Raw genomic sequence first — 23456 nt, forward strand, 5'->3', positions numbered from 1 at the left:
CCCGGCCAAGTGTTTTCCAGTCATGTCACGTCCTCCGCGCAGCGACAAGCGCCCGCCCTCTCGCCCCCTGTCCGGCCGTACCCCGGCGCCGCGCCGGGTGGCCAAGGCGGCGCCGGCCGAGCCGCGCCTGCTGCTGTTCAACAAGCCGTTCGATGTGCTGACCCAGTTCAGCGGCGGCGAGGGGCGCGCCACGCTCAAGGATTTCATCGAGGTGGCGGGCGTGTATCCGGCCGGGCGGCTCGACCGCGACAGTGAAGGCTTGCTGCTGCTGACCAATGATGGCCGCCTGCAGGCGCGTATTGCCGACCCCAAACACAAACTGGCGAAAACCTACTGGGTGCAGGTCGAGGGCGTGGCGGATGAGGCGCACCTGCAGCGCTTGCGCGCCGGGGTGGAACTGAATGACGGCCTGACCCTGCCGGCCGAGGCGCGCCTGCTGCCGGAGCCGCACCTGTGGCCGCGCGACCCGCCGGTACGCTTTCGCCAGCGTGTGCCGACCTGCTGGCTGGAGCTGGTGATTCGCGAGGGGCGCAACCGCCAGGTACGCCGGATGACGGCAGCTGTCGGCCTGCCGACCCTGCGCCTGGTGCGGGTGCGCATCGGGCCCTGGAGCCTGGATGGCCTGGCGCCTGGAGAGTGGCGCGAAGTCGATGCGCAACTGCCCTGAATGGACTCAGTAGCCGGCCTTGATCACATCGACACCCTTGTTCAGTACTTCGCGCCAGGCCAGGCGGACCTTGTCGTCGTACTGTTTGTCGTGCTCGGCAATCGTCAGCATCAGGGCGTCCAGCCACAGGCTGTAGAGTTCCGGCCGAATGTTCAGGCCTGCGCGCGAGTGTGACTGCCCGAGGGCGCGCAGCTTGGTGTCGGGCATGCCGCGGGCGAACATCACCAGGTTGAGAATGCCCTGGCGCAACAGCTGTTTCTGCGCCGGCATGTCGGTCTGCGCGAACCTTTCGCGAATCTCCGGCGAGCTGGCGAGGAAGTGGCGGTAAAAGTCATCGAAAAAAGTAGCGCTGGCACAGCACCGGCCATAGCTCTGCATGACCAGATCGGTAGGTTTCATTGGCGCTCCTGAACGGTGGAATGCCTGGCGTCGCGGGCCGCGACGCCAGGCGGATTTAGTTGATGCCCTGGGTGACTTCGATGATGTAGCCGATGATCGGTTTGGCCGCAAAGGCGAACAGGCACAGGCCCAGGCCGAGAAACAGGATGGCGGTGCCCAGGCGGCCGGCCTTGGAGGTCTTGGCCAGGTCCCAGATGATGAAGGCCATGAACAGCATCAGCCCGCTGACCAGAACGTACATCATCAGGGCTTCGAACTGTTCGGTTTCCATGCGGGCCTCGGGCTGTTGCGGGGGTGCTGCCGGTTGCGGGCGGCGATTATACGCGCTGGAGGCGGTTTTCGCCTGCCATTCAGCTGCGCAAGTGCTCCAGGGGCAGTTCGGTGCTGCTGAGTACCTGGTTCAGCACGAAGCTGGAACGCACGCTGGTCACGCCTTCGATGCGGGTCAGCTGGCCAAGCAGGAATTGCTGGTAGTGATCCATGTCGGCCACCACCACTTTCAGCTGATAGTCGGCGTCCACCCCGGTGACCAGGCTGCATTCGAGCACTTCCGGGCATTTGCGGATGGCACTCTCGAAGCCCTCGAAGCGCTCCGGGGTGTGCCGGTCCATGCCGACCAGCACGTAGGCGGTCAGGGTCAGGCCGAGTTTCTTGCGATCCAGCAGGGCAACCTGGCGCAGGATGTAGCCGTCATCCTCCAGCTGCTTGACCCGCCGCGAGCAGGGCGAGGGCGACAGGCCGATGCGCTCGGCCAGTTCCTGGTTGGAAATGCGCGAGTCGCGCTGCAGTTCGGCGAGAATCTTCAGGTCATAGCGGTCAAGTTTGTTCATTTTAGCTTCCGACAGTTTGTTCATTGCCGATAATGATGCGCTTGCGCTGATTTATTGCGCAATTAAGCTTTTTCTGTGCAATCTTCGCAAGCATCTTTCGCGCTACCGGGGTTAAGCTGGTTTCCAGTTTCAAGGCCCGGACTTCATCGTCCATGCGGTTCGCCCAACCAGGCCGACCGCCGCCGCAGGTCCTACCGGATCACGTGGCTACCGGGTCCGCCCAGCCCAACCAGGCGGGCGCGAAAAATGGCGTTACCCCCGCCAGAGCCGGACGCAAGAAAAAGGGCAGCCCCGGGGCTGCCCTTTTTCTTGCGCGGGGTTTCGCTCCCCGCGGCCAGGCGCCGGCAGCTACAGCAGGCCACCCAGTTTCAGCAGCCACCAGGCGAGAATCAGCACCTGCACCAGATAGCTGGCAAAGCGCACCCAGACAAAGATCGGAGCGGTACTCAGCAGGTGTACGCAGGATTGCAGCAGGCGTGCGCCGAGGAGCGTGCCGGCCAGCGGGTCGGTGATCGCGGTCTGCCCGGCCAGCAGCGCATAGAGCAGCACGGCCGCTTGCCCAGGCAGGTTTTCCAGGCAATTGGCATAGGCGCGGGTCAGGCGCTGGCCGAAGCCGGGAACATCGCTGCCGTCGGCATTGAAGGCATTCACCGCCTTGTGTCCGCCCATCACCTTGATGCCGCGCATGTTGGCCAGCAGGACGACCAGGAAAAGGCTCCAGCCAACCAGGCCGAGCAGGGCGATCGCACTTGCAGAAAGGGGCATGAGGTTTCCTCTTGTGTTTATGCAGGGTGGCTGCGGGATTCAGCTCAGAGCGGGGGAGTGGCGTCCTGCGAGCGTTCCTTGGGGTCGGCATGCACCAGCACTTCGGTCCGTGGGAACTCGCGGTGAATCGCCGCCTCGGCAGCATCGCAGAGCGCATGTGCCTGAATCAAGGGCAGTTCGGCCGGCATCTCCACGTGCAGTTGCACATGCCAGTGGCTGCCGGAGATGCGCGAGCGCAGGTCATGCACGCCGAGCACGCCGGGAACCTCGACGACCAGTTCGAGCATGCGTTCGGTGACTTCCACCGGCAGCTCCTGGTCCATCAGCACGGCGATCGACTGGCGGCCGATGCCGATGGCGCTCCACAGGATGTAGAAGGCGATGCCCAGGCCGAACAGCGCATCGACCCGGTTCCAGCCGAGGCCGGCGAGGACCAGCGCCAGCAGGATGCTGCCGTTGAGCAGCAGGTCGGACTTGTAATGCAGGGCATCGGCATGCACCGCCGTCGAGCCGGTCTCGCGCACCACATGCCGTTGCAGCAGCAGCAGGGCCGCGGTCAGCACCAGCGACAGCAGGATCACCGCAATGCCCAGCCCTTCGGCCGCCAGCGGCTGCGGGTTGTTGAGGCGCTCGATGGCGTGGGCGCCGATCAGCACCGCACTGATGCTGATGAACAGCGCCTGTGCCAGCCCGGCCAGGGCCTCGGCCTTGCCATGCCCGTAGCGATGGTCTTCATCAGCCGGCTTGAGCGCGTAATGCACGGCCAGCAGGTTGAGAAAGGATGCCGCGGCGTCCATCAGCGAGTCGGTGAGGCCGGCCAGCAGGCTGACCGAGCCGCTCAGCCACCAAGCGATGGCCTTGGCGATGATCAGGCTGCAGGCGACTGCCAGCGAGGCGCCGGTGGCCAGACGCAGCAGGCGTGCATGTTCGGCGCTGGTGCTGATCATGCTGTCGGCCGCAGGCCGAGGCTGGCCAGTTGCTGCAGGTTGCCGCGCTGCTGGAGCAGGGAGGGGTTGTCCAGCGGCAGGGAGTGTCCGGTTTGCTCCTCGATGATGGTCTTGAGGCGCAGGTTGTCAATGCTGCCATCCGGGTTGATGGCTTTTTGCAGCAGCGCGGGATCGACTTGGGCATGCTTGCCGCCGGGCAGGTAGATGGCGCCGGTGATGAAGTCCACGGCAAACGCCAGCAAGCCGGGGATGATGTAGAACAGCAGGCCGATGGCGTCCATGACGGCAATCGCCGGATCGATCTTGCCGCTGATCTGGCCGCGCCGCTCCGGATAGAAGATGGTGCCGCAGGCCGCCAGCTGGCTGACAAGGGCCAGGCAGAACGCGCTGCCGACGAGTTTGTGTGGTGTGCGCATAGTCATCAGGGCTGCAAAGGATGAGTTGAAATGGGCCATCACTATAACACCGGGCGTATGTCCCGAGAGTTGCCCAAGGCTGCAAGGGTATAATCGCGTCTCATTCTGTGAAGCAGGCCGCTGATGCTCCCGTTACCGATCGATGCCGCCATTCCTGCCTTGCGCAAAGCCCTTGCCGAGCGCCATGAAGCGGTGCTGGAAGCGCCACCGGGTGCCGGCAAGACCACCCGGGTGCCGCTGGCACTGCTGCACGAGCCCTGGCTCGGCGGCCAGCGCATTCTTATGCTCGAACCGCGCCGGCTGGCGGCGCGGGCGGCGGCCGAGCGGCTGGCCAGCGAACTGGGCGAGGCGGTGGGCGAAACGGTGGGCTACCGCATCCGCCTGGAGAGCAAGGTCGGCCCGCGCACGCGCATCGAGGTGGTCACCGAGGGAATCCTGGCGCGGCGCCTGCAGGCAGATCCGGCGCTGGAAGGGGTCGGTCTGGTGATCTTCGACGAGTTCCATGAGCGCAGCCTGGACGCCGACCTGGCCCTGGCGCTGTGCCTGAATGGCCGCGAGCTGCTGCGTGACGAGGTGCCGCTCAAGGTGCTGCTGATGTCGGCGACGCTGGAGGGCCAGCGCTTGTCGGCACTGCTCGGCAATGCGCCGGTGGTCAGCAGTGACGGGCGCCAGTACCCGGTGCGCATCCACTGGGGGCGGCCGGCGCAACCGGGCGAGTGGGTCGAGCCGCGCGTGTTGCAAACGGTGCTGCAGGCGCTGGGCGAGGAGTCCGGCAGCCTGCTGGTGTTCCTTCCCGGGCAGGCGGAAATCCGCCGGCTGCACGAGCAGCTGGCCGAGGCACTGGGCGGCCGGCGCGATATCCTGCTCTGTCCGTTGCATGGCGAGCTGGATCTGGCCGCCCAGCGCGCGGCCATCGAGCCGGCTGCGGCCGGTCTGCGCAAGGTGGTACTGGCGACCAATATCGCCGAAACCAGCCTGACCATCGATGGCGTGCGGGTGGTGATCGATGCCGGGCTGGAGCGGGTGCCGCGCTTCGATCCGGCCAGCGGCATGACCCGCCTGGATACCCAGCGCATTTCGTGCGCCTCGGCCACCCAGCGGGCCGGGCGCGCCGGGCGGCTGGAACCCGGGGTGTGTTACCGGCTGTGGTCGCAAGCCCAGCATGAGCAGCTGGCGGCCTACGCCACGGCGGAAATGCTCCAGGCCGACCTGGCCGGCCTGGCACTGCAGCTGGCGCGCTGGGGGGTGACCCCGGCCGAGCTGGCCTGGCTGGATGCGCCGCCGCAGGCCGCCTACGCCCAGGCGCGCGACCTGCTGCAGCGGCTCGGTGCGCTGGATGAGCGGGGCGCGCTGAGCACCCATGGCCAGGCGATGGCCGAACTGCCGACCCATCCGCGCCTGGCCCATCTGCTGTTGCGCGCCCAGGCGCTGGGCCTGACTGCGCTGGCCTGTGACCTGGCGGCGTTGCTCGGCGAGCGTGACATGCTGCGCGGCGCCGGCGCGGATCTGCACCGCCGGCTCAGTCTGCTCACCGGCGAGCAGCGGGTTGAGCGCGCCAGCCAGGGTGCGCTACAGCGTGCCCGGCAACTGGCCAGGCAGTTCCGCCAGCTGTTGCCCAGGCAGACCATCCAGCCGGTGATGGATCTCGACAATCCGTGCTGGCTGGGTTGCCTGCTGGCCTTCGCCTACCCCGACCGCATCGCCCGCCAGCGCCGTGCCGGTGGCGCCGAATACCGCCTGGCCAATGGCCGCGCCGCGCAGTTTGCTGAAGCCGATGCGCTGATGAAGCACGAGTGGCTGGTGGTGGCCGACCTGGGCAGTCGTCAGGGCCAGCGCGAGGAGCGCATCTACCTGGCCGCCGAACTGGATCCGCAGCTGTTCGACGGGCCGCTGGCGGACCAGCTGCAGGTCAGCGAAGTGCTCGAGTGGGACGAGCGCCAGGGCCTGTTGCGCGCCGAGCGCCAGCGCAAGGTCGGCGAGCTGCTGTTCGACAGCCAGCCACTGGCGCAGCTGGATGCAGCCGCGCGCGGCCGTGCCTTGCTCGCGCTGGTGCGGCGCAAGGGCCTGGCGCTGCTGGCGTGGACCCCGGAACTGCGCCAGTGGCAGGCGCGCATCGCGCTGCTGCGCCGGCTGGATATCGAGCAGGCCGGACACAGCCAGTGGCCGGAGGTGAGTGATGCGGCGCTGCTCGAACACCTCGAGGACTGGCTGTTGCCGTACCTGGACAAGGTCACGCGGCTCAGCCATTTCGCCAGCCTGGACCTGCCGGCCATGCTCACTAGCCGGTTGCCCTGGCCGTTGCCGCAGCGCCTCGACGAGCTGGCGCCGAAGAGCCTGGAGGTGCCCTCCGGTTCGCGTATCCGCATCGACTACCAGGAACACCCGCCGGTGCTGGCGGTACGCCTGCAGGAACTGTTCGGCCTGGCGGCTACCCCGCGCATCGCCGGCGGCCGCCAGCCGCTCAAGCTGCACCTGCTCTCGCCCGGGCACAAGCCGGTGCAGGTGACCCAGGACCTGGCCAGCTTCTGGGCCAACACCTATGCCGACGTGAAGAAGGACCTCAAGGGGCGCTACCCCAAGCACTACTGGCCGGATGACCCGCTGCTGGCCGAGCCGACCGCACGCGCCAAGCCGCGGCGCTGAAGGGGTTTATTGCGCAAGCCGGGGGAAGGGTGGTGTCGGATGGGAAATCCGCTGCTGATTTTCTGATTGGCTGCCCCGGCTGATTATTGCGGTGATTGAGAGTTCTGGTTTCGCCCCGCCGGGCGAGCGCAGCGAGTCAAGAGAAAGTGAGGCGCCGTGCAGGGCGCAACCTGTAGCCCACAGCCGAGGAAAGCGCAGCGGTCTGACTCGGAGCACCAGTCAAAAAGCTGCACACGGCTTTCCAAGCCGACGTCAATGCACTCAACCGCAATTCCGCCAGGCACCAGAAAAAACCGTCGCGCCCTGGCGAGCCGCGAGCGGCTATGCTTGGCTGACGCAGGTCGCGTAGCCGCCGAGGACATCCCCATGCCTGAATCCGTGATTGCACAAAAGGCGCCCTTTGCTGTCGAGGTCGAGGCCGGCCAGGATTATTTCTGGTGTGCCTGCGGGCGCAGCGGCAAGCAACCGTTCTGCGATGGCTCGCACAAGGGCAGCGGCATCACCCCGCTGAAATACCACGCAGAGCAGGCTAAAACCCTGTATTTCTGTGGCTGCAAGCAGACCCGTACGCCACCGCTCTGCGATGGCCAGCACAAGCAACTCTGACGCCGAGGCCGCCCATGCAGCGCAAGGTATTCGCCAGCAAGACATTCGAGCGCAAGGTGGTACTCATCAGTGGCGGCTGTGCCGGCATCGGACGGGCCCTGGCGCTGCGCTTCGCCCAGGCCGGTGCCCGCCTGGTGTTGCTGGATCTCGATCAGGATGCGCTGGACAGCCTGGTGCAGCACCTGCGCGATCACCACAATGTCGAAGCGCTCGGGCTGTGCTGCGATGTCGCCGATGCCGAGCGCGTGCAGCACTGCGTGACGCTGGCCATCGAGCTTTTTGGCGGCATCGACGTGTTGATCAACAACGCCGGCGTGACCCACCGCAGCACCTTTGCGGAAACCTCGCTGGAGGTGTTCCGGCGGATCATGGATATCAACTATTTCGGTGCCGTGCATTGCACCCAGGCGGCGCTGCCCAGCCTGATCGACCGGCATGGTCAGATCATTGTCATGAGTTCGCTGTCGGGCTTCTCGCCGCTGCTCTACCGCAGTGCCTACAACGCCAGCAAGCATGCCCTGCACGGTTTGTTCGAAACGCTGCGCTGCGAGCTCCTGGGTTCGGGTGTCGGGGTGATGCTGGTGTGCCCGGGCTTCACCGCCACCGACCTGCGCAAGAACGCGCTGGTCGGCGATGCCTCGATCGCTGCCCAGCCCCCCCTGGCGATGGGCAGGGTGGCCTCGGCGCAGGATGTGGCCGAAGCGATCTACCGCGCCGCGCTCAAGCGCAAGCGCCTGCTGGTGATGTCGAATGTCGACTGGCGGGCGCGGCTGCTGGCGCGCTACTTCCCACGGCTGTTCGAGCGCGTGCTGCTGCCGCGCATGTCCGGCATCCGCCGCTCGCCTTCAGGCCGCTGAAGCGTCGCTGGCGGGTTGCTGCCGGCGCAGCATGAACAGGCGGTAGCCCACCACGCTGACAAACAGTTGCAGGAAGCCGTTGCCGGCATCCAGCAGGATCTGCGCGAGCGCGTCCGGGTGCTCGCCGAGTTGCTGGAAGCTCCACCAGTCGAGCAGCCACAGCGGCGGCATGACGCTGAAGATGCACACCGCGCACAGCCAGAAATAGCCGCGACTGAGGCGGAAGCTGGCGTGCATGGCCGCCAGTGGCGCGAGCCCGTCCAGCGTCAGCAGGTACTCGGCGAACAGCAGCCGCAGCATGACCCAGAGTCCCGGCAGGATCAGCAGGTAGCTGCCGAGCATGATCAGCAGCGTGCTCAGCCCGGCGAGAAGGGCAAAGCGTGGCCACAGTTGCAGCGCCTGGCTGAGCAGTTGCAGGGGTGCCGCTGGCAGCTGCTGGCTGCGCGCATGCAGGAACAGGATCAGCGCGGCGCTGTACAGCGGATAGCACAGCAGGGTGACCAGCAGTTCGCTGGCCTCCGGCGCCAGTTGCAGGCTGCTGTCGGCCAGTTGCTGGCGCAGCAGGCCCTCGAGCAGCAGCAGGGGCAGGCACAAGCGGGCAATCGGCAGCAGGTTGTGGCTGAAGAAGTAGGCGGATTCGCGCAGGACAGTGAACGGGTTGATGGTCGGCATGGGCGGTCTGTGGGCTGGTGGCTCGGAATGGCGCGCGGCAAATGTAACAGGCTGGCGACTGTCCTGCGCATGCTTGAGTGCAGGACAGGTGCATACTATGCACCTGTCCACCCAGCGAGCCGCCCCTTGAGCCGAATCGCCCTGTTTGCCGATGTGCAGAACCTCTATTACACCGTGCGCCAGGCGTATGGCTGCCATTTCAGCTATGCCGCGCTCTGCGCCGAAGTGGCGGCGCAAGGCGAGATCGTCGAGGCCTATGCCTATGCGATCGACCGTGGCGATGCCCGCCAGCAGCAGTTCCAGCAGATCCTGCGCAAGCTCGGTTTCGTGGTGAAGCTCAAGCCGTTCATCCAGCGCAGCGACGGCTCGGCCAAGGGTGACTGGGATGTCGGCATCACCATCGATGTGCTGGATGCGGCGGCGCGGGTCGACCGCGTGGTGCTGGCCTCGGGGGATGGCGATTTCGACCTGCTGCTGGAGCGCATTCGCTGCGTCAACCAGGTGCGCACCAGTGTCTATGGCGTGCCGGGGTTGACTGCGCAGTCGCTGATCAGGGCTGCCGATGAGTTCCGCCCGATCGAAGGCACCCTGCTGTTGCGCCATTAAACGCAGCCTTGCTGCACTTTTTCCAAGAGCCCGCCATGCCTGCCCGTCGTCCTTCGCTGCTATTGATCGCGGCCTTTCTCGCCATCTATCTGATCTGGGGTTCCACCTATCTGGCCATCCGCATCGGTGTGGAGTCCTGGCCGCCATTGCTGATGGCGGGGATCCGTTTCCTGCTGGCCGGCGCGCTATTGTTCGGTTGGCTGCGCTGGCGCGGGGTGCCGGCACCAACCTGGGCGCAGTGGAAGCTGGCCGGCATGCTTGGCGTGTTGCTGCTCAGTTGTGGCAATGGTGCCGTGACGGTGGCAGAACATCTGGGCGTGGCTTCCGGGGTGGCGGCATTGGCAATCGCCACTGAGCCGCTGTTCTTCCTGCTGTTCGGGTTGTTCTGGGGATTGCGCACGACCCGTCTGGAGTGGGCCGGCATTCTCCTCGGGTTGCTCGGTATTGTTTTGCTCAATCTGGGCTCAAATCTGCAGGCCAGCCCACTGGGGGCTGTGCTGGTGCTGTTTGCCTCGTTGACCTGGGCCTTCGGCTCGATGTGGAGCAAGCACCTGCCGCTGCCTGCCGGACCAATGACCAGCGCTGCAGAAATGCTGGTGGGCGGGGCCGTGCTGTTGCTGGCCAGCCTGCTCAGCGGCGAACGTCTGTACAGCTGGCCGACGCCGGCGGGTTGGGCGGCGCTGGCCTATCTGGTGGTGTTCGGCTCGATCATCGCGTTCAGTGCTTATCTGTACCTGCTTAACACCGTGCGCCCGGCGGCCGCTTCCAGCTATGCCTATGTCAATCCGCCGGTGGCGGTGCTGCTGGGGATTGTCTTTGCCGGTGAGCAGATCGGCCGCGAAGAGTGGCTGGCGATGGCGGTTATTCTTGCAGCTGTGCTGCTGATCACTCTGCCGCAGTGGCGCCGGCCGAGTTGATCAAAAGACAGTGTGCGCGTGTTGGGCTTCGCTGCGCCCTAACCGCAACCTACAGGGTTGGAGAGAGCCGTAGGTTGCGGTTAGGGCGCAAGGCGCTGAAGTCCAACGATTTGCGGGCTAGATCAAGCCAAGCAGTTCGTGGCAATCACGGGCAAACAGATCGGCCAGTTCTGGCCAGGGGTTCTGTTCAAGATTGACCAGCACACTGGTCGCGCCGACCGCGCGGGCGCAGTCAAGGTCGAAGCGGTAGTCACCAACCATGACCAGCGTTGCCGGTCTTACCTGCCAGCGTTCGGCGATCTGCAGCAGTCCACCCGGATCAGGTTTGGGCGGGGCTTCATCGCGGCCAATGATGTCGGCCTCGGCAAAGCATTCACCCAGCCCTATGGTGGCCAGCGTCAGTTGCGCCAGCGGCCGCGCATTGCGCGTGAGAATGCCGAGCCGGCAACCGCGGGCGGCCAAGCTGCGCACCAGTTCGACGGCGCCGGCAGCCGGCTGTGCGGCATGCGCCAGTTGCTGTTCATGTTCCAGCAGCCAGGCATGTTTGGCTGCCGCTTCAGATTCGGGAAGGGCGGCCAGATGCTGCAGGATGTCGTGCTCGGCCGGAATATCCAGCGCGCGGCGGATTGCGGCGAAATCGTGGATGGCCAGGGTCAGCGTGCCATCCAGATCGAACACCCAATGCCGTGCTTCGGCAAGCCGTTTCACTTCCAGTCTTCGCGCTGGCGAATCAAGCCTTCCTGCGCCACCGAGGCGACCAGTTCGCCGGCCTGATTGAAGATGCTGGCGCGCGAGAAACCGCGCGAATTGCCGGCCCAGGGGCTGTCCATGGCATACAGCAGCCACTCATCGGCGCGGATCGGCCGGTGGAACCAGATGGCATGGTCGAGGCTGGCCACCTGCATGAACTTCTGCCACACCGACACCCCGTGCGGCAGCATCGAGGTGGTCAGCAGGCCGAAGTCGGAGGCGTAGGCCAGCAGATACTGGTGCAGTGCCGGGTTGTCCGGCAGCGTGCCGTCGGCGCGGAACCACACGTGCTTGACCGGGTCGGCCGGCTTGGGATCGAACGGGTTGTTCAGACTCACCGGGCGGATGTCGATCGGCTTGTCGTGCACCGCGCGCTCGCGCAGGCGTTCGGGCAGCTTGTCGGCGACCATCCGCGCCAGCACGGTTTCCGAGCGCAGGGTTTCCGGTCCCGGCACTTCGGGCATCTGCGCCTGGTGATGGAAACCTTCTTCCACGCCCTGGAAGGAAGCGGCGCAGGTGAAGATGGTCTTGCCCTTCTGGATCGCGGTGACCCGGCGGGTACTGAAGCTGCCGCCGTCGCGCACCCGTTCGACCTGATACACCACCGGCAACCCTGCATCGCCGGGACGCAGGAAGTAGCCGTGCAGCGAGTGCACCAGCCGGCCGTCACCGACGGTCTGGCAGGCAGCCGACAGCGACTGGCCGAGCACCTGGCCACCGAACATCTGGCGGAAACCCAGATCCTGGCTGGCGCCGCGGAACAGGTCTTCCTCGATGGCTTCCATGCTCAGCAGGGCAACCAGTTCATCCAGCACTTGACTCATCAATAGCTCCTGAAATTCATCTGGCAGGTGGCGGTGTCCGCCCCTGCGCGTCGGAGGTAAATGGTAAAGGCTTTGCCGGTGGCTGTGGGCGGCTTGGTGGAAGTTCTTCGATGTGCGGCAAAACTGGCGGCAATTTCCGCCTTTGGTTATGCTCGCGCTGCGCACAGGTCGCAATCAGCCGGTTGCACCTGAGAAGACCATGCCCAACCGGCCGTGACCTGGCCTGGGTCACGCTTGGGCAGAACAAGAACTAGCGATACTCCGGGAGTAAAAATGAAAAAGTTGTCTGTATTGGTAATTGCCGTCTCTGCGGCGCTCGCTTCGTTGACCGCGGCGGCTGAAGGCTTCAGTGGCCCATACCTGGGCATCTACGGTGGCAAGGCGTTTACGACCGACGATGGCAAGGAATTCGACGGTGACACCTTCGATGGCTATCGCCAGGAAACCAACCCTGACCAGCTGCAGTATGGCCTGCTGGCCGGCTACAACTGGGATATCGGCAACAATGTGGTACTGGGCCTGGAGGCCGATTACGAAGGCCGCGACAATCAGGATGACAGCGACTATCAAGACTATCTCGGGGTTACCGACACCGATTACGAAGCCTCTACCCGCATCAAGGCTGGTGGCTCGTTCCGCGGTCGCGCCGGCTATGTCTTCAATAATCCCTACTACGTGAAAAACCAGACCATGCTGTACGTCACTGCGGGTTATGCGACCGTAGAAGCCGAAAGGAAGTACAAGGATTTCAATTCGAATGAAAGTACCTCGACCACCGACTGGCAGGAAGGCTGGACCGCCGGCGCCGGTGTCGAGTACCTGATCGATGCCAACTTTGCCGCCCGCCTTGAGTACCGGCATTCGGACTACGGCACCGAGAATGTCAATGAAAACCCCTGGGACCTCAAGGAAAAGCAGAGCCTGAGCGAAGACTCCGTGCGGCTGGGCGCTTCCTACCAGTTCTGACCCGGCTAGCTTGTCCCGTTACATAAAAAAACCAGCCTGGCGCTGGTTTTTTTATGGCGTTGCCCGCGCAGGTGGTTGAACGTGCTGTTTGCGGCATAACCCGCCATCGCTGCCAACGGCATCGCGGTACCCGGCCACTCGACGGCTGGCTCAACTGGCTGCCGGACCGTTCAGCCACTGGTTGCGACTCAGGCGATACAGCACGTGCGGCCGCAGCGGGTGATCGCGGGGCAGCAGCGGGTGGAGGAAGTCCTCGCCCGGGTCACGCTGCATGCCCAGGCGTTGCATCAGGGCCTGCGACGGCAGGTTGGCCGGCACGGTGAAAGCCAGTACCTGCGGCAGGTTCAGCCGGACAAAGGCAAACTCCAGCGCGGCCCGCGCGGCTTCACTGGCCAGGCCTTGCCGCCAGTAGGCCGGCAGCAGGCGCCAGCCGATTTCCACCGCCGGGGTGAAGGCCGAATCAAACAGCACCTGCTGCAGGCCGAGGATACCGAGCAGGCCCGGCTGCCCGCGCAGTTCCAGTACCCAGGGGCCAAAGCCGAACCGCGCGATGTGCGCCTGGATGCGCGCAGCCAGCGCATCGCTCTGTGCCCGCTCCAGCCGGTCGGGGAAGTAGCGCATGACCTGTGCGTCGGCATTCAGTGCGGCAAACGCTTCAAGATCGTCAGCCCGCCAGTTGCGCAGCAGCAGGCGCGCGGTGTGCAGTTCGACAAGGTCCATGCTGGCGTTACCCGTGCGGCTATTGCCCGCCAGCATAGCGCAGCCGCCAGCCCCGTCGAGCGCCAGCCCTGCGGCCGCTGGATTCGGCTAGAATGCCGGCCTCCCTTGCTGCTACGCACTGACCATGACTTCCCAACCTGCTGCCCTAAACGCGCGTGCCGTGATCATCGGTGGTGGTCCGGCCGGCCTGATGGCGGCCGAGGTGCTGGCCCAGGCCGGGGTGCCAGTGGAGCTGTTCGATGGCATGCCGTCGGTGGGGCGCAAGTTCCTGCTGGCCGGGGTCGGCGGGATGAACATCACCCACGCCGAGTCGCACGAGGCTTTTCTCGGCCGCTACGGCGCGCGGCGCGCCGAGTTGCAGGCGATCCTCGAAGGCTTTGCTCCCGCGGCCCTGCGCGAATGGATTCATGGCCTGGGCATCGAGACCTTTGTCGGCAGCTCCGGACGGGTGTTCCCCCGGGACATGAAGGCCGCGCCGCTGTTGCGTGCCTGGCTCAAGCGCCTGCGCGAGCATGGGGTGAATATCCATACGCGGCAGCGCTGGCTGGGCTGGAACAGCGACGGCAGCCTGCGCATCGCCAGCCCTGCGGGCGAGCGCGCGGTGGTGGCTGACGCCGTGCTGCTGGCGCTGGGCGGTGGCAGCTGGGCGCGACTGGGTTCGGATGGCGCCTGGGTGCCGCTGCTGGCTGCGCGCGGGGTGCCGTTGGCGCCCCTGCAGCCGAGCAATTGCGGCTTCGAGGTGGCCGGCTGGAGCCGGTTTTTTTCCGAAAAATTTGCCGGCGCACCGGTGAAGTCCTGCGCGCTGGCCGTGGCCGGTCAGCCGGCCCGGCTGGGCGAATTCGTCATCACCGCCAGCGGGATCGAGGGCAGCCTGGTGTATGCGCTGTCGGCGGACATTCGTGAGCAGATCAATGCGTCCGGGGTGGCCACGGCAAGGCTGGATCTGCTGCCCGCCAAAAGCCTGCAGCAGGTCGAGCAGGCCCTGCGCAAGCCGCGCGGCAGCAGATCGATGAGCAATCACCTGCGCGTGCAGCTGGGCCTGGACGGCGTGCGTGCCGGCCTGCTGCGCGAGCTCACGGCGGCCGACACCTATGCCGATCCGGCGCGCCTGGCCGCGGCGATCAAGGCGCTGCCGCTGCAGCTGCTCAGGCCGCGGCCGCTGGATGAAGCGATCAGCAGTGCCGGCGGGGTGCGCTTCGAGGCGCTGACCGGACAGCTGATGCTCAGGCAGCTGCCCGGCGTGTTCTGTGCCGGCGAAATGCTCGACTGGGAAGCGCCCACCGGCGGCTACCTTCTCACTGCCTGCTTCGCCAGCGGGCGCCTGGCCGGGCAGGGCATGCTGACCTACCTGCGAACCCGGCCGGCGTAGGGTGGGGTTAGCCGCAGGCGTAACCCGCCAAGGCAGCGCCAGCCGTCCTGGCCATTTTCCGGCGGGTTACGCCATCTGGCGGCTGACCCGTTCTCCGGGTTTCTGCTAGATTCGGCCCTGAGCCCCGCCGCCCGAGACTGCCATGCCGCTGAAATTTCGCCCTGCCGAATCCCGTGATGCCGAACAGGCGGTGCCGCTGATCTACAGCTCGGGCGCGGCGGCCTTCGATTATGTGTTCAAGCGCGCCGGCCTGAGTGCCGAGGATTTCCTGCGCGCGGCGTTTGTCGACGGTAGCGGCATGTTCGGATACCCGCGGCACTGGGTCGGCGAGCTCGGCGGCCGGGTGGTGGCCACCGGAACTGGCTACAGTGGCGAGCTGAACCTGCGCAACATGCTCAGTGCGACCCGGCAGATCCTGCTGTGCTACGGCCCGGTGAGCGCCCTGCCGGTGATGCTCAACGGCCTGCGCCTGGAGCGGATCATCCAGCCGCCACCCAGGCAGACCTATTACCTGGCTCACCTCGGCGTTGCCGAGGACCTGCGCAGCCAGGGCATCGGCACGCGGTTGGTGGAGCACCTGCTCAAGCTCGGTCGCGCCGCCGGCTTCACCCAGGCAGCGCTCGACGTGGCGGCGAGCAACCCGCAGGCGCAGGAACTCTACGAGCGTCTCGGCTTTGCAGTGGTGGCGGAGCGGGTTTCCTCGCTGGACGGGATTGCCAATCACCGCTACATGACCCGCGCGCTTTAGCCGGCCGCCGGGTGTCGATCTTGCGGGGGCGGCGGCGATAGGGCGGACGCCGAGCCACCCATCTAAAGCAACAGCTCGCGCCGGGGGCGGCGCTTGTGTCTACAGACCTGCGTAGGATTAGGGATGAGATCGGCGCCCTCGCCGCGATAGCGCCGGCTTCAGCGCTTGGCGGAGGGCTTGCCGCCCAGTCCGGGTGATCGGCGCACCGTCTTGACCTTCGGCTGGTCACTGTCGAACCAGTTGCCCAGGTGTACCTTGCCGGCCTTGCCGGCGGCCGCGGTCTTGGCCAGCTTGCCGGCCTTGGGCTTCTTCGGCTTGCGCAGTACCTGGCCGGACGGGTCGGTCAGTGGTACCCGGTGATCCGGCGCGAAACCGGCTTCCTCGTGGCGGGTGAGGGTCTGCCGGGTCAGGCTCTCGATCGCCGCCAGCTGGTTCACTTCATCGGCGCACACCAGTGACAGCGCCAGTCCGGTGGCGCCGGCACGGCCGGTACGGCCGATGCGGTGTACGTAGTCCTCGGCGACGATCGGCAGATCGAAGTTCACCACCAGCGGCAGGTCATGGATGTCCAGGCCGCGCGCGGCCACGTCGGTGGCGACCAGGATCTGCACTTCCCCGGCCTTGAAGCGTTCCAGCGCGCGCAAACGGGTGGGTTGCGGCTTGTCGCCGTGGATCGCGTCGACGCTGATGCCGGCGGCGCGCAGGTCCTGCTCCAGCTGGTCGACGCCCTTGCGGGTCTTGACGAACACCAGCAGCTGGCCCTTGCCCCAGTTCTGTGACCGCAGCAGGTGCAGGAACAGTTCGCCCTTGCGTTTCTTGTCCACCGTCACCAGCCATTGCTTGACGCTCTTGGCCGCCGCATTGCGCGGGGTGACCTCGACCGACAACGGATCGCGCAGCAGCTCGCCGGCCATCTGCCGGATCGCCTCGGAGAAGGTCGCGGAAAACAGCAGGGTCTGGCGCTTGCGCGGCAGGGCGGCGAATACCTCGTCGAGCTCCTTGGAAAAGCCCAGGTCGAGCATGCGGTCGGCTTCGTCGAGCACCAGCACCTGCAACAGGTTGAACTTGACCGCGTTCTGCCGGTACAGGTCGAGCAGGCGGCCGGGGGTGGCCACCAGCAGGTCGACACCCTTGCGCAGCTTCATCATCTGCGGGTTGATGCTGACCCCGCCGTACACCGCATAGCTGCGCAGGGGCAGCTTCTGCCCATAGGTCTGGATGCTCTGGTGCACCTGTTCGGCCAGCTCACGGGTCGGCACCAGGATCAGCGCACGCACCGCGTTGCTGGTCACTTGCGGGCCCTGCAGGGTCAGCAGGTGCAGCAGCGGCAAGGCGAAGCCGGCGGTCTTGCCGGTGCCGGTCTGCGCCGCGGCGAGCAGGTCACGGCCTTTCAGCACGGCAGGAATGGCTTCGCGCTGCACCGCCGTCGGCTCGTTGTAGCCGAGGCTGGTCAGGGTCTGCAGCAGCGGTTCGATCAGCCCGAGGGCGGCAAAGGTCATGGCAGGCAACCGGCAGTCAATCAACGAGTCGGCAGTTTACCTGCTGTGCCGGTCGCGCCCCAGCCAAATCCCGTCAAGCACTGCGATTATCGGAAGATCGGCCTGCTATGCTGGCCACGATCAATCACCAGGGAGTGTCCACCATGTTGTTTAGCCGCATCCTGCTTGCCGCCCAGGCCCTGATTCTGGCCGGCCTGGGCATCGCCTACTTTGTCCGCCCGGAAGAAATGGCCAACCTCAGCGGCATGCTGCTGATGGCGCCGGCGGCGATTACCGATGTGCGCGCTTACTATGGCGGGCTACAGATCGGCCTGGCCACCTACCTGTTGCTGGCCATGAGCCGTCTGGACCTGACGCGCGCCGCGCTGACCCTGCTGGTGTTGCTGTACAGCGCCATGGCCCTGGCGCGCATCGGCGGCCTGTGGCTGGACGGCGGCTTGCAGCAGACCTTCAACCTCACCGCGCTGCTGCTGGAAGTGGTCTCCGCCGGGCTGTGCTTTGTCGCGCTGCGCCAGTTGAGTCGCTAAAGGGCTGCTTGGCTGGTCAATTCATTTTTCGCCCTCACTGCCAGGAATGCTATGAAAACAAAAACAATTGCAACGTCCGCCCTTGGTTTTATCGCGCTGCTGGTGGCTTGCGGCTGGTACCTCAAGACCTCGGCGATCGAAACGGTTTACCCGTCGGTTGAGGAAATAGACCGCATTGGCCAAGCCAACGGCATGACCGACTGCTTCTGGGTCACTTACACCGGCAAGGGCAAAGGGTTTGGCTACGCCTATCCGGACAGTGGTGGTGCCAACTACTGGAAATCCCAGTTCAAGTTGCCCGCTGGCTCACGCCTGGATGTCGTGGGTGAGTTTCCCCACGCGCGCCATTTGTCATTCAATGTGTATGACGAGATCGGTCAGCCGGTGGACCGCCTGAACGATGTGTTGATTGCTGCGGATGAAAGCGCCGTCAATCCGTTTATCCCGGGCAATGCGCGTGATGATGCCGGGCGCGGCTACAGCATGACGCTGCTACCGGCCGCGATCACTGCCGGCGTGCCGATGGCCGAGCGCGACAGGACACGTCAGGGCAATACCCTGCTCGCGCCCACCGACAGCGAGTTGGTGCAACTGGTCATGCGCATCTATGTCCCGGATGATGCACTGACCGCCAAAGGCGGTGTCGAGTTGCCCCGCGCGCGCCTGACATTGGCGGATGGCAAGACCCTCGAAGGCGACGAGCTGTGCAAGGCCATTGTGGTCAAGGAGCACATTGTCCGCGACCGCCATTTGAGCCGGGCCACGGTCAAGGCACTGGCAGCGCTCGATAACCCGACCGCGCCTTATCATCCGGCCCAGACCGAGCCCCGGTGGAATGCCTTCCGCAACATGGGCTTGAGCTTTGCTTCGCTACTGGATGGAACGTCGTGGGAGTGGCTCAAGGGCTACATGAGTCAGAAACTCAGCGGCGGGTTTTACAGCACCCTGGATAACACTTACCTGTATGCCTATGTGGATAAGCGCTACGGTGATGTACTGACGATCCAGGGTCGGGCACCAAGCACGCCGGTAACCGCGAAAGGTGACCCGCTGATGGGCACTGGGCAAGTGCGCTACTGGTCGTTCTGCCAGAACCGCTCGCTCTACGACACCTCGGTAGACCAATGTGTCTATGACGAAAAAGTGGCCAAGAATGACCAGGGCGAATACCTGATCGCCATGTCGACCCCGGAGTTGCGTCCCAGCAACGCCAAGGCCGAATGCGGCGTCACCTGGATGCCCTGGGGTGGCGGTGATGGTATCGATAACCCGCACGGTGGCTTGCTGCTGCACCGGCACATGATTGCCGCGCCGGACTTCAAGGAAAGCATTTTCGCCATTCAGGCCGAGGGTGAGGAGAAGCAGGTCATGGGGCCTTACTATCCACGCTCGGCGTATGTCGCCAAAGCAGCTTTCGAAGCGCGCGGCTGTCCGGTTAAGTAATGCCGATTTGGCTGCAACCCGCCTGCGCAGTTGCCGGTTGCAGCCTTTGCGGGAGTGACGGCTGTATTCAGCTTCGCTTCAGCAGTCCGCCACTTTCAATGCCCTGAGTCCAGGGGCTGAGCTGTGTCGCGCGGCGCCAGTTGAGCCGTCAGGGGCGAATGTCAGGCGAGGGGATGGTCGGCACGTCCTGTTCAATTGCGGCCTGATGCTGCACCTGCAAGGCTCGCTGGTAGGCGGGGCGCTGTTTCAGGCGCGCCCAGTAGGCACTGACCGCCGGCGGGAACTGGGCATCCAGGCCCAGGTGCTCGGCCAGCAGCAGCGCATAGCCCACCGCCACATCCGCCGCGGTGAAGCGCCCGGCGCACAGATACTCGGCCTGCTGCAGGGCGGTGTCCACGGCGCGCAGCCGCGCCAGAAACCAGCGCGCATAGTCGTTGGCCACCTGCGGTTGCAGGCGCTCGGCGACTTCAAAATGGCTGTAGCGCAGTACCAGCGTCTGCGGAAAGGTCAGGGTGGCATCGCTCATGTGCAACCAGTTCAGGTAGGCGCCAAATACCGGATCGCTGACCGGCACGTCCAGCTGATCAGGGCTGTGGCGCGTGGCAAGGTACTGACAGATGCCCGCCGACTCGGTCATGCGCGTAGCGCCGTCCACCAGCAACGGCACGGTGCCCAGCGGATTCTCGCTCAGGTATTCGCGGGCCACCGCGCGTGGCGGAAAGGGCCACATGCGCAGTTCATAGGGCAGCCCCAGCTCTTCGAGCAGCCATAGTGGGCGGAAGGAGCGGGCGCTGACGCAGTGGTGCAGGATAATCATTGGGCACTCTTTTATGTGGTTGGTTGGTGTGGCTGGGCGCGCTGGATTCTGCCCGCTTTCATTCTGCAGTGACAGGTCGCTTCGGGCCGGGATCAGCGCGGCGGCGGCAACACCCGGTAGAACTCCTTGTCGTAGATGCGGTGGATCAGCCCGGCCGGCATGCCGTAGTCAGCCTGGACGAAACCGGCCTGCGAGGCGTGGATGTCCCAGCCGCGGATCTTTGCCCAGCCGGCGCCGTCGATGGCAAAGTCCGGCGCGGGTTGATGCGCCACCACCTGCTGGCCACGTTCACCGCCGAACATGCTCAGGGCGCGGCTGGGCGCCAGCGCGTAGGCGATATAACGCGGGCCGGCGTAACCATCGACCGGCGCCGCGGCCAGCTGCTGCGCCGCCGCCTCGACGGCGGTGCCCATCTGCATATGGTCCGGGTGATTGGAGAAGCCGCTCTGTGGCCAGAAGCTCACGACCAGATCCGGCCGCCAGCGCAACAGGCGTTCACGCACAGCGGCAACCAGTGCCGCTGCGTGGCCTTGTTGCAGGTAGCCGTCGGGGAAATCCAGCACATCGTGTGCGTCCACGCCCAGCGCGAAGCTGTTCTTCAGGGTTTCCGCCTGGCGGATCAGGCCCTGATCAACCTTGCGTGCGATGACCGGGTACTGATCACCTTTTTCTCCCTTGGTCGCGGTCAGCATGTAGGTCTGCAGGCCCTCCTGATCGGCCTGTACCAGCAGGCCGGTGACCAGCTGTTCATCGTCGGGATGGGCGCCTATGAACAGTACGCGTTGCACACCGAGTTTTGCGGTCAGCGACGGCAGGAATGCTGCGCTGTCCTCTTCGAACAGCCAGTTGAACCAGTAGAGCCCGCTGAGCAACGCAGCCAGCACAATCAGCGACAGGCCAAGCGCAATTTTTCTCGTCATGGTGGGCTCTCTTACTCGTCGATTGATTGCTGTTGGGTTGTGCGCAGCGAAGCCCAACGCTTGGCTAACGCCGCTCCAGCAGTACGCCGCTTTCCATGTGATGAGTCCAGGGGAACTGGTCGAACAGCGCACACTGGCTGATGCGATGGGTGTCGCTGAGCTGGGCGATGTTGGCGGCGAGGGTTTCCGGGTTGCAGGAGATGTAGAGGATGCGCTGGAAGCGCCGGGTCAGTTCGCAGGTGTCCGGGTCCATGCCGGCGCGCGGCGGGTCGACGAACACCGTGCCGAAGTTGTAACTGGTCAGGTCGATGCCGGCCAGCCGGCGGAACGGCCGCACACCGGTCAGCGCCTCGGTCAGTTCTTCCGCAGAGAGGCGCACCAGCGTCACGTTGTCCACGCCGTTGTCGGCCAGATTGGCCAGCGCGGCGTTGACCGATGACTTGCTGATCTCGGTAGCCAGCACCCGCCGTGCGCGGGTGGCCAGTGGCAGGGTGAAATTGCCGTTGCCGCAATACAGTTCGAGCAGGTCATCTGTGCGCTCGCCGAGCATGCTATAGGCCCACGCCAGCATCTGCTGGCAGACCTCGCCGTTGGGCTGGGTGAAGGCACCTTCGGGCTGGCGGTAGCTGAAGCTTCGACCCGCCACCTGCATGGACTCCTGCACATAGTCGCGGCCGACCACCATGCGCTGCCCGCGCGCGCGACCGATCACGCTGACACCCAGTTCGGCAGCCAGTTTTTCCGCTTCAGCCTGCCAGATGTCGTCCAGCCGGCGGTGGTAGCACAGGGTGATCAGCGCGTCGCCGGCCAGGGTGGTGAGGAACTCGACCTGAAACAGCTTGTGCGACAGCAATCGGCTGGCCTGCCAGGCACTTTTCAGGCGCGGCATCAGCGCATTGATCTGCTGGCTGCCGATGGGAAAGTCTTCCAGCAGGATCGGCGTGCGGTTGTTGCCGGCCTCGAACATCGCATAGTGCATTTGCCCGCCTTCGCGCCAGATGCGGAACTCGGCGCGCAGGCGGTAATGCTCGGGCGGCGAGGCGAAAACCTGCGGCTCAGGAGCGGCAAACGGCGCCAGCAGTTCACGCAAGCGCGTCTGCTTGTCGGCCAGTTGGGCGGCATAGGCCGCAGCGTCACGCATAGTGGTCATGCGTTGAAGAATCCGAATTTGATGACGAACAGCGCCGCCAGCACCACCAGTGCCGGGTTGATGTCCTTGAAGCGGCCGGCCAGCGCCTTGATTACCACCCAGGTGATAAAGCCGAAGGCTATGCCGTTGGCGATGGAGAAGGTCAGCGGCATCGACAGTGCGGTGATCACCACCGGTGCGGCGACGGTGATGTCATCCCAGTCGATTTCGGCCAGCCCGGAAGTCATCAGCACGGCGACAAACAACAGTGCCGGTGCGGTGGCGAAGGCCGGTATGGTGCCAGCCAGCGGGGCGAAGAACAGGCTGAGCAGGAACAGCACGGCAACCACGCAGGCAGTCAGGCCGGTACGCCCGCCGGCAGCGACGCCAGCGGCTGATTCAATGTAGCTGGTGGTGGTCGAAGTGCCGAGCAGCGAGCCGCCCATGGCAGCGGTGCTGTCGGCGATCAGTGCGCGGCCCATCTTCGGCAGATGGCCGTCGGCACCCATCAGGCCGGCGCGCTTGGCCACGCCGATCAGGGTGCCGGTGTTGTCGAACAGATCGACGAAGAGGAAGGCAAAGATCACGCTGAGCATGCCGATGTCGAAGGCCCCGGCGATATCCAGCTGCAGAAAGGTCGGAGCAATTGAAGGTGGCATCGATAGCACGCCGCCAAACGGAGTGACCCCGATGGCGATGGCGATGGCAGTGATCAGCAGGATGCCGATCATCACAGCCCCGGTCACGCGGCGGGCCTCAAGGGCAACGATGATCATAAAACCCAGAATCGCCAGCAGCGGGCCGGGTGCGGTGAGGTCGCCGAGGCCGACCAGCGTGGCCGGGTGATCCACCACCAGCCCGGCTTCCTTCAGCGCAATCAGCGCGAGGAACAGGCCGATACCGGCGGTGATAGCCGAGCGCAGCGGCAACGGAATGCTGTTGATGATCCACTCACGGATGCGGAAGATCGACAGCAGGAAGAACAGCGTGGCCGAGATGAACACCGCGCCCAGTGCCACTTGCCATGTGTAGCCCATGGTCAGCACCACGGTGTAGGTGAAGAAGGCATTCAGGCCCATGCCCGGCGCAAGGGCGATCGGGTAGTTGGCGATCAGGCCCATCAGCGCCGAACCGATGGCGGCGGCCAGACAGGTGGCGACGAATACCGCGCCCTTGTCCATGCCGGTTTCACCGAGGATCGCCGGGTTGACGAAGAGGATGTAGGCCATGGTCAGGAAGGTGGTCATGCCGGCCAGCAGTTCGATGCGCAGGGTGGTGTGGTGTGCCTTGAGTTGGAACAACTTTTCCAGCATGGTGGACTCCGGTTTCTTATTGTGTGGGCCGCCTAGCCGGGCCCGCGCAAGGCGCGCGGAATGTGCCACGAGCAGGTAACGGTCGCGCATGATAGCAGCTTGCCTG

Annotated in this window: 27 protein-coding genes; 11 read left to right on the plus strand and 16 right to left on the minus strand. The window is 65.3% G+C overall.

Translation table 11 applies throughout. The features are described from left to right. Positions 1-97: 97 nt before the first annotated feature. Complete coding sequence (locus ISX93_RS12790) at positions 98-667, plus strand: pseudouridine synthase (protein WP_195779240.1); 570 nt, start codon at positions 98-100, stop codon at positions 665-667. A gap of 6 nt (positions 668-673) precedes the next feature. On the opposite strand, the gene ISX93_RS12795 is transcribed toward ISX93_RS12790, so the two are convergent. The 7 genes from ISX93_RS12795 to ISX93_RS12825 form a co-directional block, all read right to left on the minus strand. After that, entirely contained in the window at positions 674-1066 is a 393-nt protein-coding gene (locus tag ISX93_RS12795; RefSeq protein ID WP_195779122.1) for a globin, read from the minus strand. Positions 1067-1121: 55 nt separating this feature from the next. Then, on the minus strand, positions 1122-1337 hold the full coding sequence (locus ISX93_RS12800; protein ID WP_195779123.1) for a DUF2788 domain-containing protein: 216 nt from the start codon (positions 1335-1337) through the stop codon (positions 1122-1124). Between the two features lie 79 nt (positions 1338-1416). Next, positions 1417-1896 (minus strand): Lrp/AsnC family transcriptional regulator, encoded by a 480-nt coding sequence (locus ISX93_RS12805; protein WP_195779124.1) that lies wholly within the window; start codon positions 1894-1896, stop codon positions 1417-1419. 1 nt (position 1897) lies between these two features. After that, positions 1898-2050: a hypothetical protein gene (locus ISX93_RS12810; protein WP_195779125.1), complete on the minus strand. Its 153-nt coding sequence runs from the start codon at positions 2048-2050 to the stop codon at positions 1898-1900. Positions 2051-2244: 194 nt separating this feature from the next. Beyond that, positions 2245-2661: an MAPEG family protein gene (locus ISX93_RS12815; RefSeq protein ID WP_195779126.1), complete on the minus strand. Its 417-nt coding sequence runs from the start codon at positions 2659-2661 to the stop codon at positions 2245-2247. 44 nt (positions 2662-2705) lie between these two features. After that, a complete protein-coding gene (locus ISX93_RS12820; RefSeq protein ID WP_195779241.1) occupies positions 2706-3605 on the minus strand; it encodes a cation diffusion facilitator family transporter in 900 nt (299 codons plus the stop codon). Beyond that, positions 3605-4024, minus strand: coding sequence for a polyribonucleotide nucleotidyltransferase (locus ISX93_RS12825; RefSeq protein WP_195779242.1), 420 nt, complete (start codon positions 4022-4024; stop codon positions 3605-3607). Before ISX93_RS12825 ends, ISX93_RS12820 begins: the two co-directional genes overlap by 1 nt. 123 nt (positions 4025-4147) lie before the next feature. Here ISX93_RS12825 and hrpB point away from each other — a divergent pair, with 123 nt between their 5' ends. The 3 genes from hrpB to ISX93_RS12840 all read left to right on the plus strand — a co-directional run bounded on the left by hrpB (position 4148) and on the right by ISX93_RS12840 (position 8130). After that, positions 4148-6667, plus strand: coding sequence for an ATP-dependent helicase HrpB (gene hrpB, locus ISX93_RS12830; RefSeq protein ID WP_195779127.1), 2520 nt, complete (start codon positions 4148-4150; stop codon positions 6665-6667). Between the two features lie 366 nt (positions 6668-7033). Then, complete coding sequence (locus ISX93_RS12835) at positions 7034-7273, plus strand: CDGSH iron-sulfur domain-containing protein (RefSeq protein ID WP_195779128.1); 240 nt, start codon at positions 7034-7036, stop codon at positions 7271-7273. Positions 7274-7287: 14 nt separating this feature from the next. After that, entirely contained in the window at positions 7288-8130 is an 843-nt protein-coding gene (locus tag ISX93_RS12840; protein ID WP_195779129.1) for an SDR family oxidoreductase, read from the plus strand. On the opposite strand, the gene ISX93_RS12845 is transcribed toward ISX93_RS12840, so the two are convergent. Continuing rightward, positions 8119-8802, minus strand: a complete 684-nt coding sequence (locus tag ISX93_RS12845; protein ID WP_229732197.1) for a YciC family protein — start codon at positions 8800-8802, stop codon at positions 8119-8121. The two genes, ISX93_RS12840 and ISX93_RS12845, sit on opposite strands and share 12 nt — an antisense overlap. A 126-nt stretch (positions 8803-8928) precedes the next feature. Here ISX93_RS12845 and ISX93_RS12850 point away from each other — a divergent pair, with 126 nt between their 5' ends. Both ISX93_RS12850 and yedA read left to right on the plus strand, forming a co-directional pair. After that, the gene (locus tag ISX93_RS12850; RefSeq protein WP_195779130.1) at positions 8929-9408 is read left to right on the plus strand and encodes a LabA-like NYN domain-containing protein; all 480 of its coding nucleotides are present in this window, start codon (positions 8929-8931) and stop codon (positions 9406-9408) included. Between the two features lie 35 nt (positions 9409-9443). Further along, positions 9444-10325, plus strand: coding sequence for a drug/metabolite exporter YedA (gene yedA, locus ISX93_RS12855; protein WP_195779131.1), 882 nt, complete (start codon positions 9444-9446; stop codon positions 10323-10325). Between the two features lie 117 nt (positions 10326-10442). Here the strand turns inward: yedA and ISX93_RS12860 are convergent, their stop codons facing one another. Both ISX93_RS12860 and tesB read right to left on the minus strand, forming a co-directional pair. Continuing rightward, positions 10443-11033 (minus strand): HAD family hydrolase, encoded by a 591-nt coding sequence (locus ISX93_RS12860; RefSeq protein WP_195779132.1) that lies wholly within the window; start codon positions 11031-11033, stop codon positions 10443-10445. Beyond that, positions 11030-11899, minus strand: coding sequence for an acyl-CoA thioesterase II (gene tesB, locus ISX93_RS12865; RefSeq protein ID WP_195779133.1), 870 nt, complete (start codon positions 11897-11899; stop codon positions 11030-11032). Before tesB ends, ISX93_RS12860 begins: the two co-directional genes overlap by 4 nt. 273 nt (positions 11900-12172) lie before the next feature. Between tesB and ISX93_RS12870 the strand changes: the two genes are divergently transcribed. Then, positions 12173-12865 carry an outer membrane protein gene (locus ISX93_RS12870; RefSeq protein WP_195779134.1) on the plus strand — a complete coding sequence of 231 codons (693 nt, stop codon included), beginning with the start codon at positions 12173-12175 and terminating at the stop codon, positions 12863-12865. Positions 12866-13015: 150 nt separating this feature from the next. Here ISX93_RS12870 and ISX93_RS12875 read toward each other — a convergent pair whose 3' ends face one another. Then, positions 13016-13585: a GNAT family N-acetyltransferase gene (locus ISX93_RS12875; RefSeq protein WP_195779135.1), complete on the minus strand. Its 570-nt coding sequence runs from the start codon at positions 13583-13585 to the stop codon at positions 13016-13018. Positions 13586-13709: 124 nt separating this feature from the next. On the opposite strand from ISX93_RS12875, the gene ISX93_RS12880 reads away from it, so the two are divergent. Beyond that, positions 13710-14954, plus strand: a complete 1245-nt coding sequence (locus ISX93_RS12880) for a TIGR03862 family flavoprotein (RefSeq protein WP_195779136.1) — start codon at positions 13710-13712, stop codon at positions 14952-14954. A gap of 142 nt (positions 14955-15096) precedes the next feature. Continuing rightward, positions 15097-15702: a GNAT family N-acetyltransferase gene (locus ISX93_RS12885; protein ID WP_195779137.1), complete on the plus strand. Its 606-nt coding sequence runs from the start codon at positions 15097-15099 to the stop codon at positions 15700-15702. A gap of 158 nt (positions 15703-15860) precedes the next feature. Here the strand turns inward: ISX93_RS12885 and ISX93_RS12890 are convergent, their stop codons facing one another. Continuing rightward, complete coding sequence (locus ISX93_RS12890) at positions 15861-17201, minus strand: DEAD/DEAH box helicase (protein WP_195779138.1); 1341 nt, start codon at positions 17199-17201, stop codon at positions 15861-15863. A 143-nt stretch (positions 17202-17344) separates the two neighbouring features. Between ISX93_RS12890 and ISX93_RS12895 the strand changes: the two genes are divergently transcribed. Continuing rightward, positions 17345-17728 carry a DUF4345 domain-containing protein gene (locus tag ISX93_RS12895; RefSeq protein WP_195779139.1) on the plus strand — a complete coding sequence of 128 codons (384 nt, stop codon included), beginning with the start codon at positions 17345-17347 and terminating at the stop codon, positions 17726-17728. Positions 17729-17779: 51 nt separating this feature from the next. Then, on the plus strand, positions 17780-19171 hold the full coding sequence (locus ISX93_RS12900; protein ID WP_195779140.1) for a hypothetical protein: 1392 nt from the start codon (positions 17780-17782) through the stop codon (positions 19169-19171). Positions 19172-19319: 148 nt separating this feature from the next. Here the strand turns inward: ISX93_RS12900 and ISX93_RS12905 are convergent, their stop codons facing one another. The 4 genes from ISX93_RS12905 to ISX93_RS12920 all read right to left on the minus strand — a co-directional run bounded on the left by ISX93_RS12905 (position 19320) and on the right by ISX93_RS12920 (position 23350). Continuing rightward, a complete protein-coding gene (locus tag ISX93_RS12905; protein WP_195779141.1) occupies positions 19320-19988 on the minus strand; it encodes a glutathione S-transferase family protein in 669 nt (222 codons plus the stop codon). A gap of 92 nt (positions 19989-20080) precedes the next feature. Beyond that, the gene (locus ISX93_RS12910; RefSeq protein WP_195779142.1) at positions 20081-20908 is read right to left on the minus strand and encodes a PIG-L deacetylase family protein; all 828 of its coding nucleotides are present in this window, start codon (positions 20906-20908) and stop codon (positions 20081-20083) included. Positions 20909-20972: 64 nt separating this feature from the next. Further along, the gene (trmA, locus tag ISX93_RS12915) at positions 20973-22058 is read right to left on the minus strand and encodes a tRNA (uridine(54)-C5)-methyltransferase TrmA (RefSeq protein ID WP_195779143.1); all 1086 of its coding nucleotides are present in this window, start codon (positions 22056-22058) and stop codon (positions 20973-20975) included. Further along, positions 22055-23350 (minus strand): NCS2 family permease, encoded by a 1296-nt coding sequence (locus tag ISX93_RS12920; RefSeq protein ID WP_195779144.1) that lies wholly within the window; start codon positions 23348-23350, stop codon positions 22055-22057. Before ISX93_RS12920 ends, trmA begins: the two co-directional genes overlap by 4 nt. Between the last annotated feature and the right edge of the window lie 106 nt (positions 23351-23456).

Origin of the sequence: Pseudomonas sp. N040 (assembly GCF_015637705.1) — a bacterium.
Lineage (GTDB): Bacteria > Pseudomonadota > Gammaproteobacteria > Pseudomonadales > Pseudomonadaceae > Aquipseudomonas.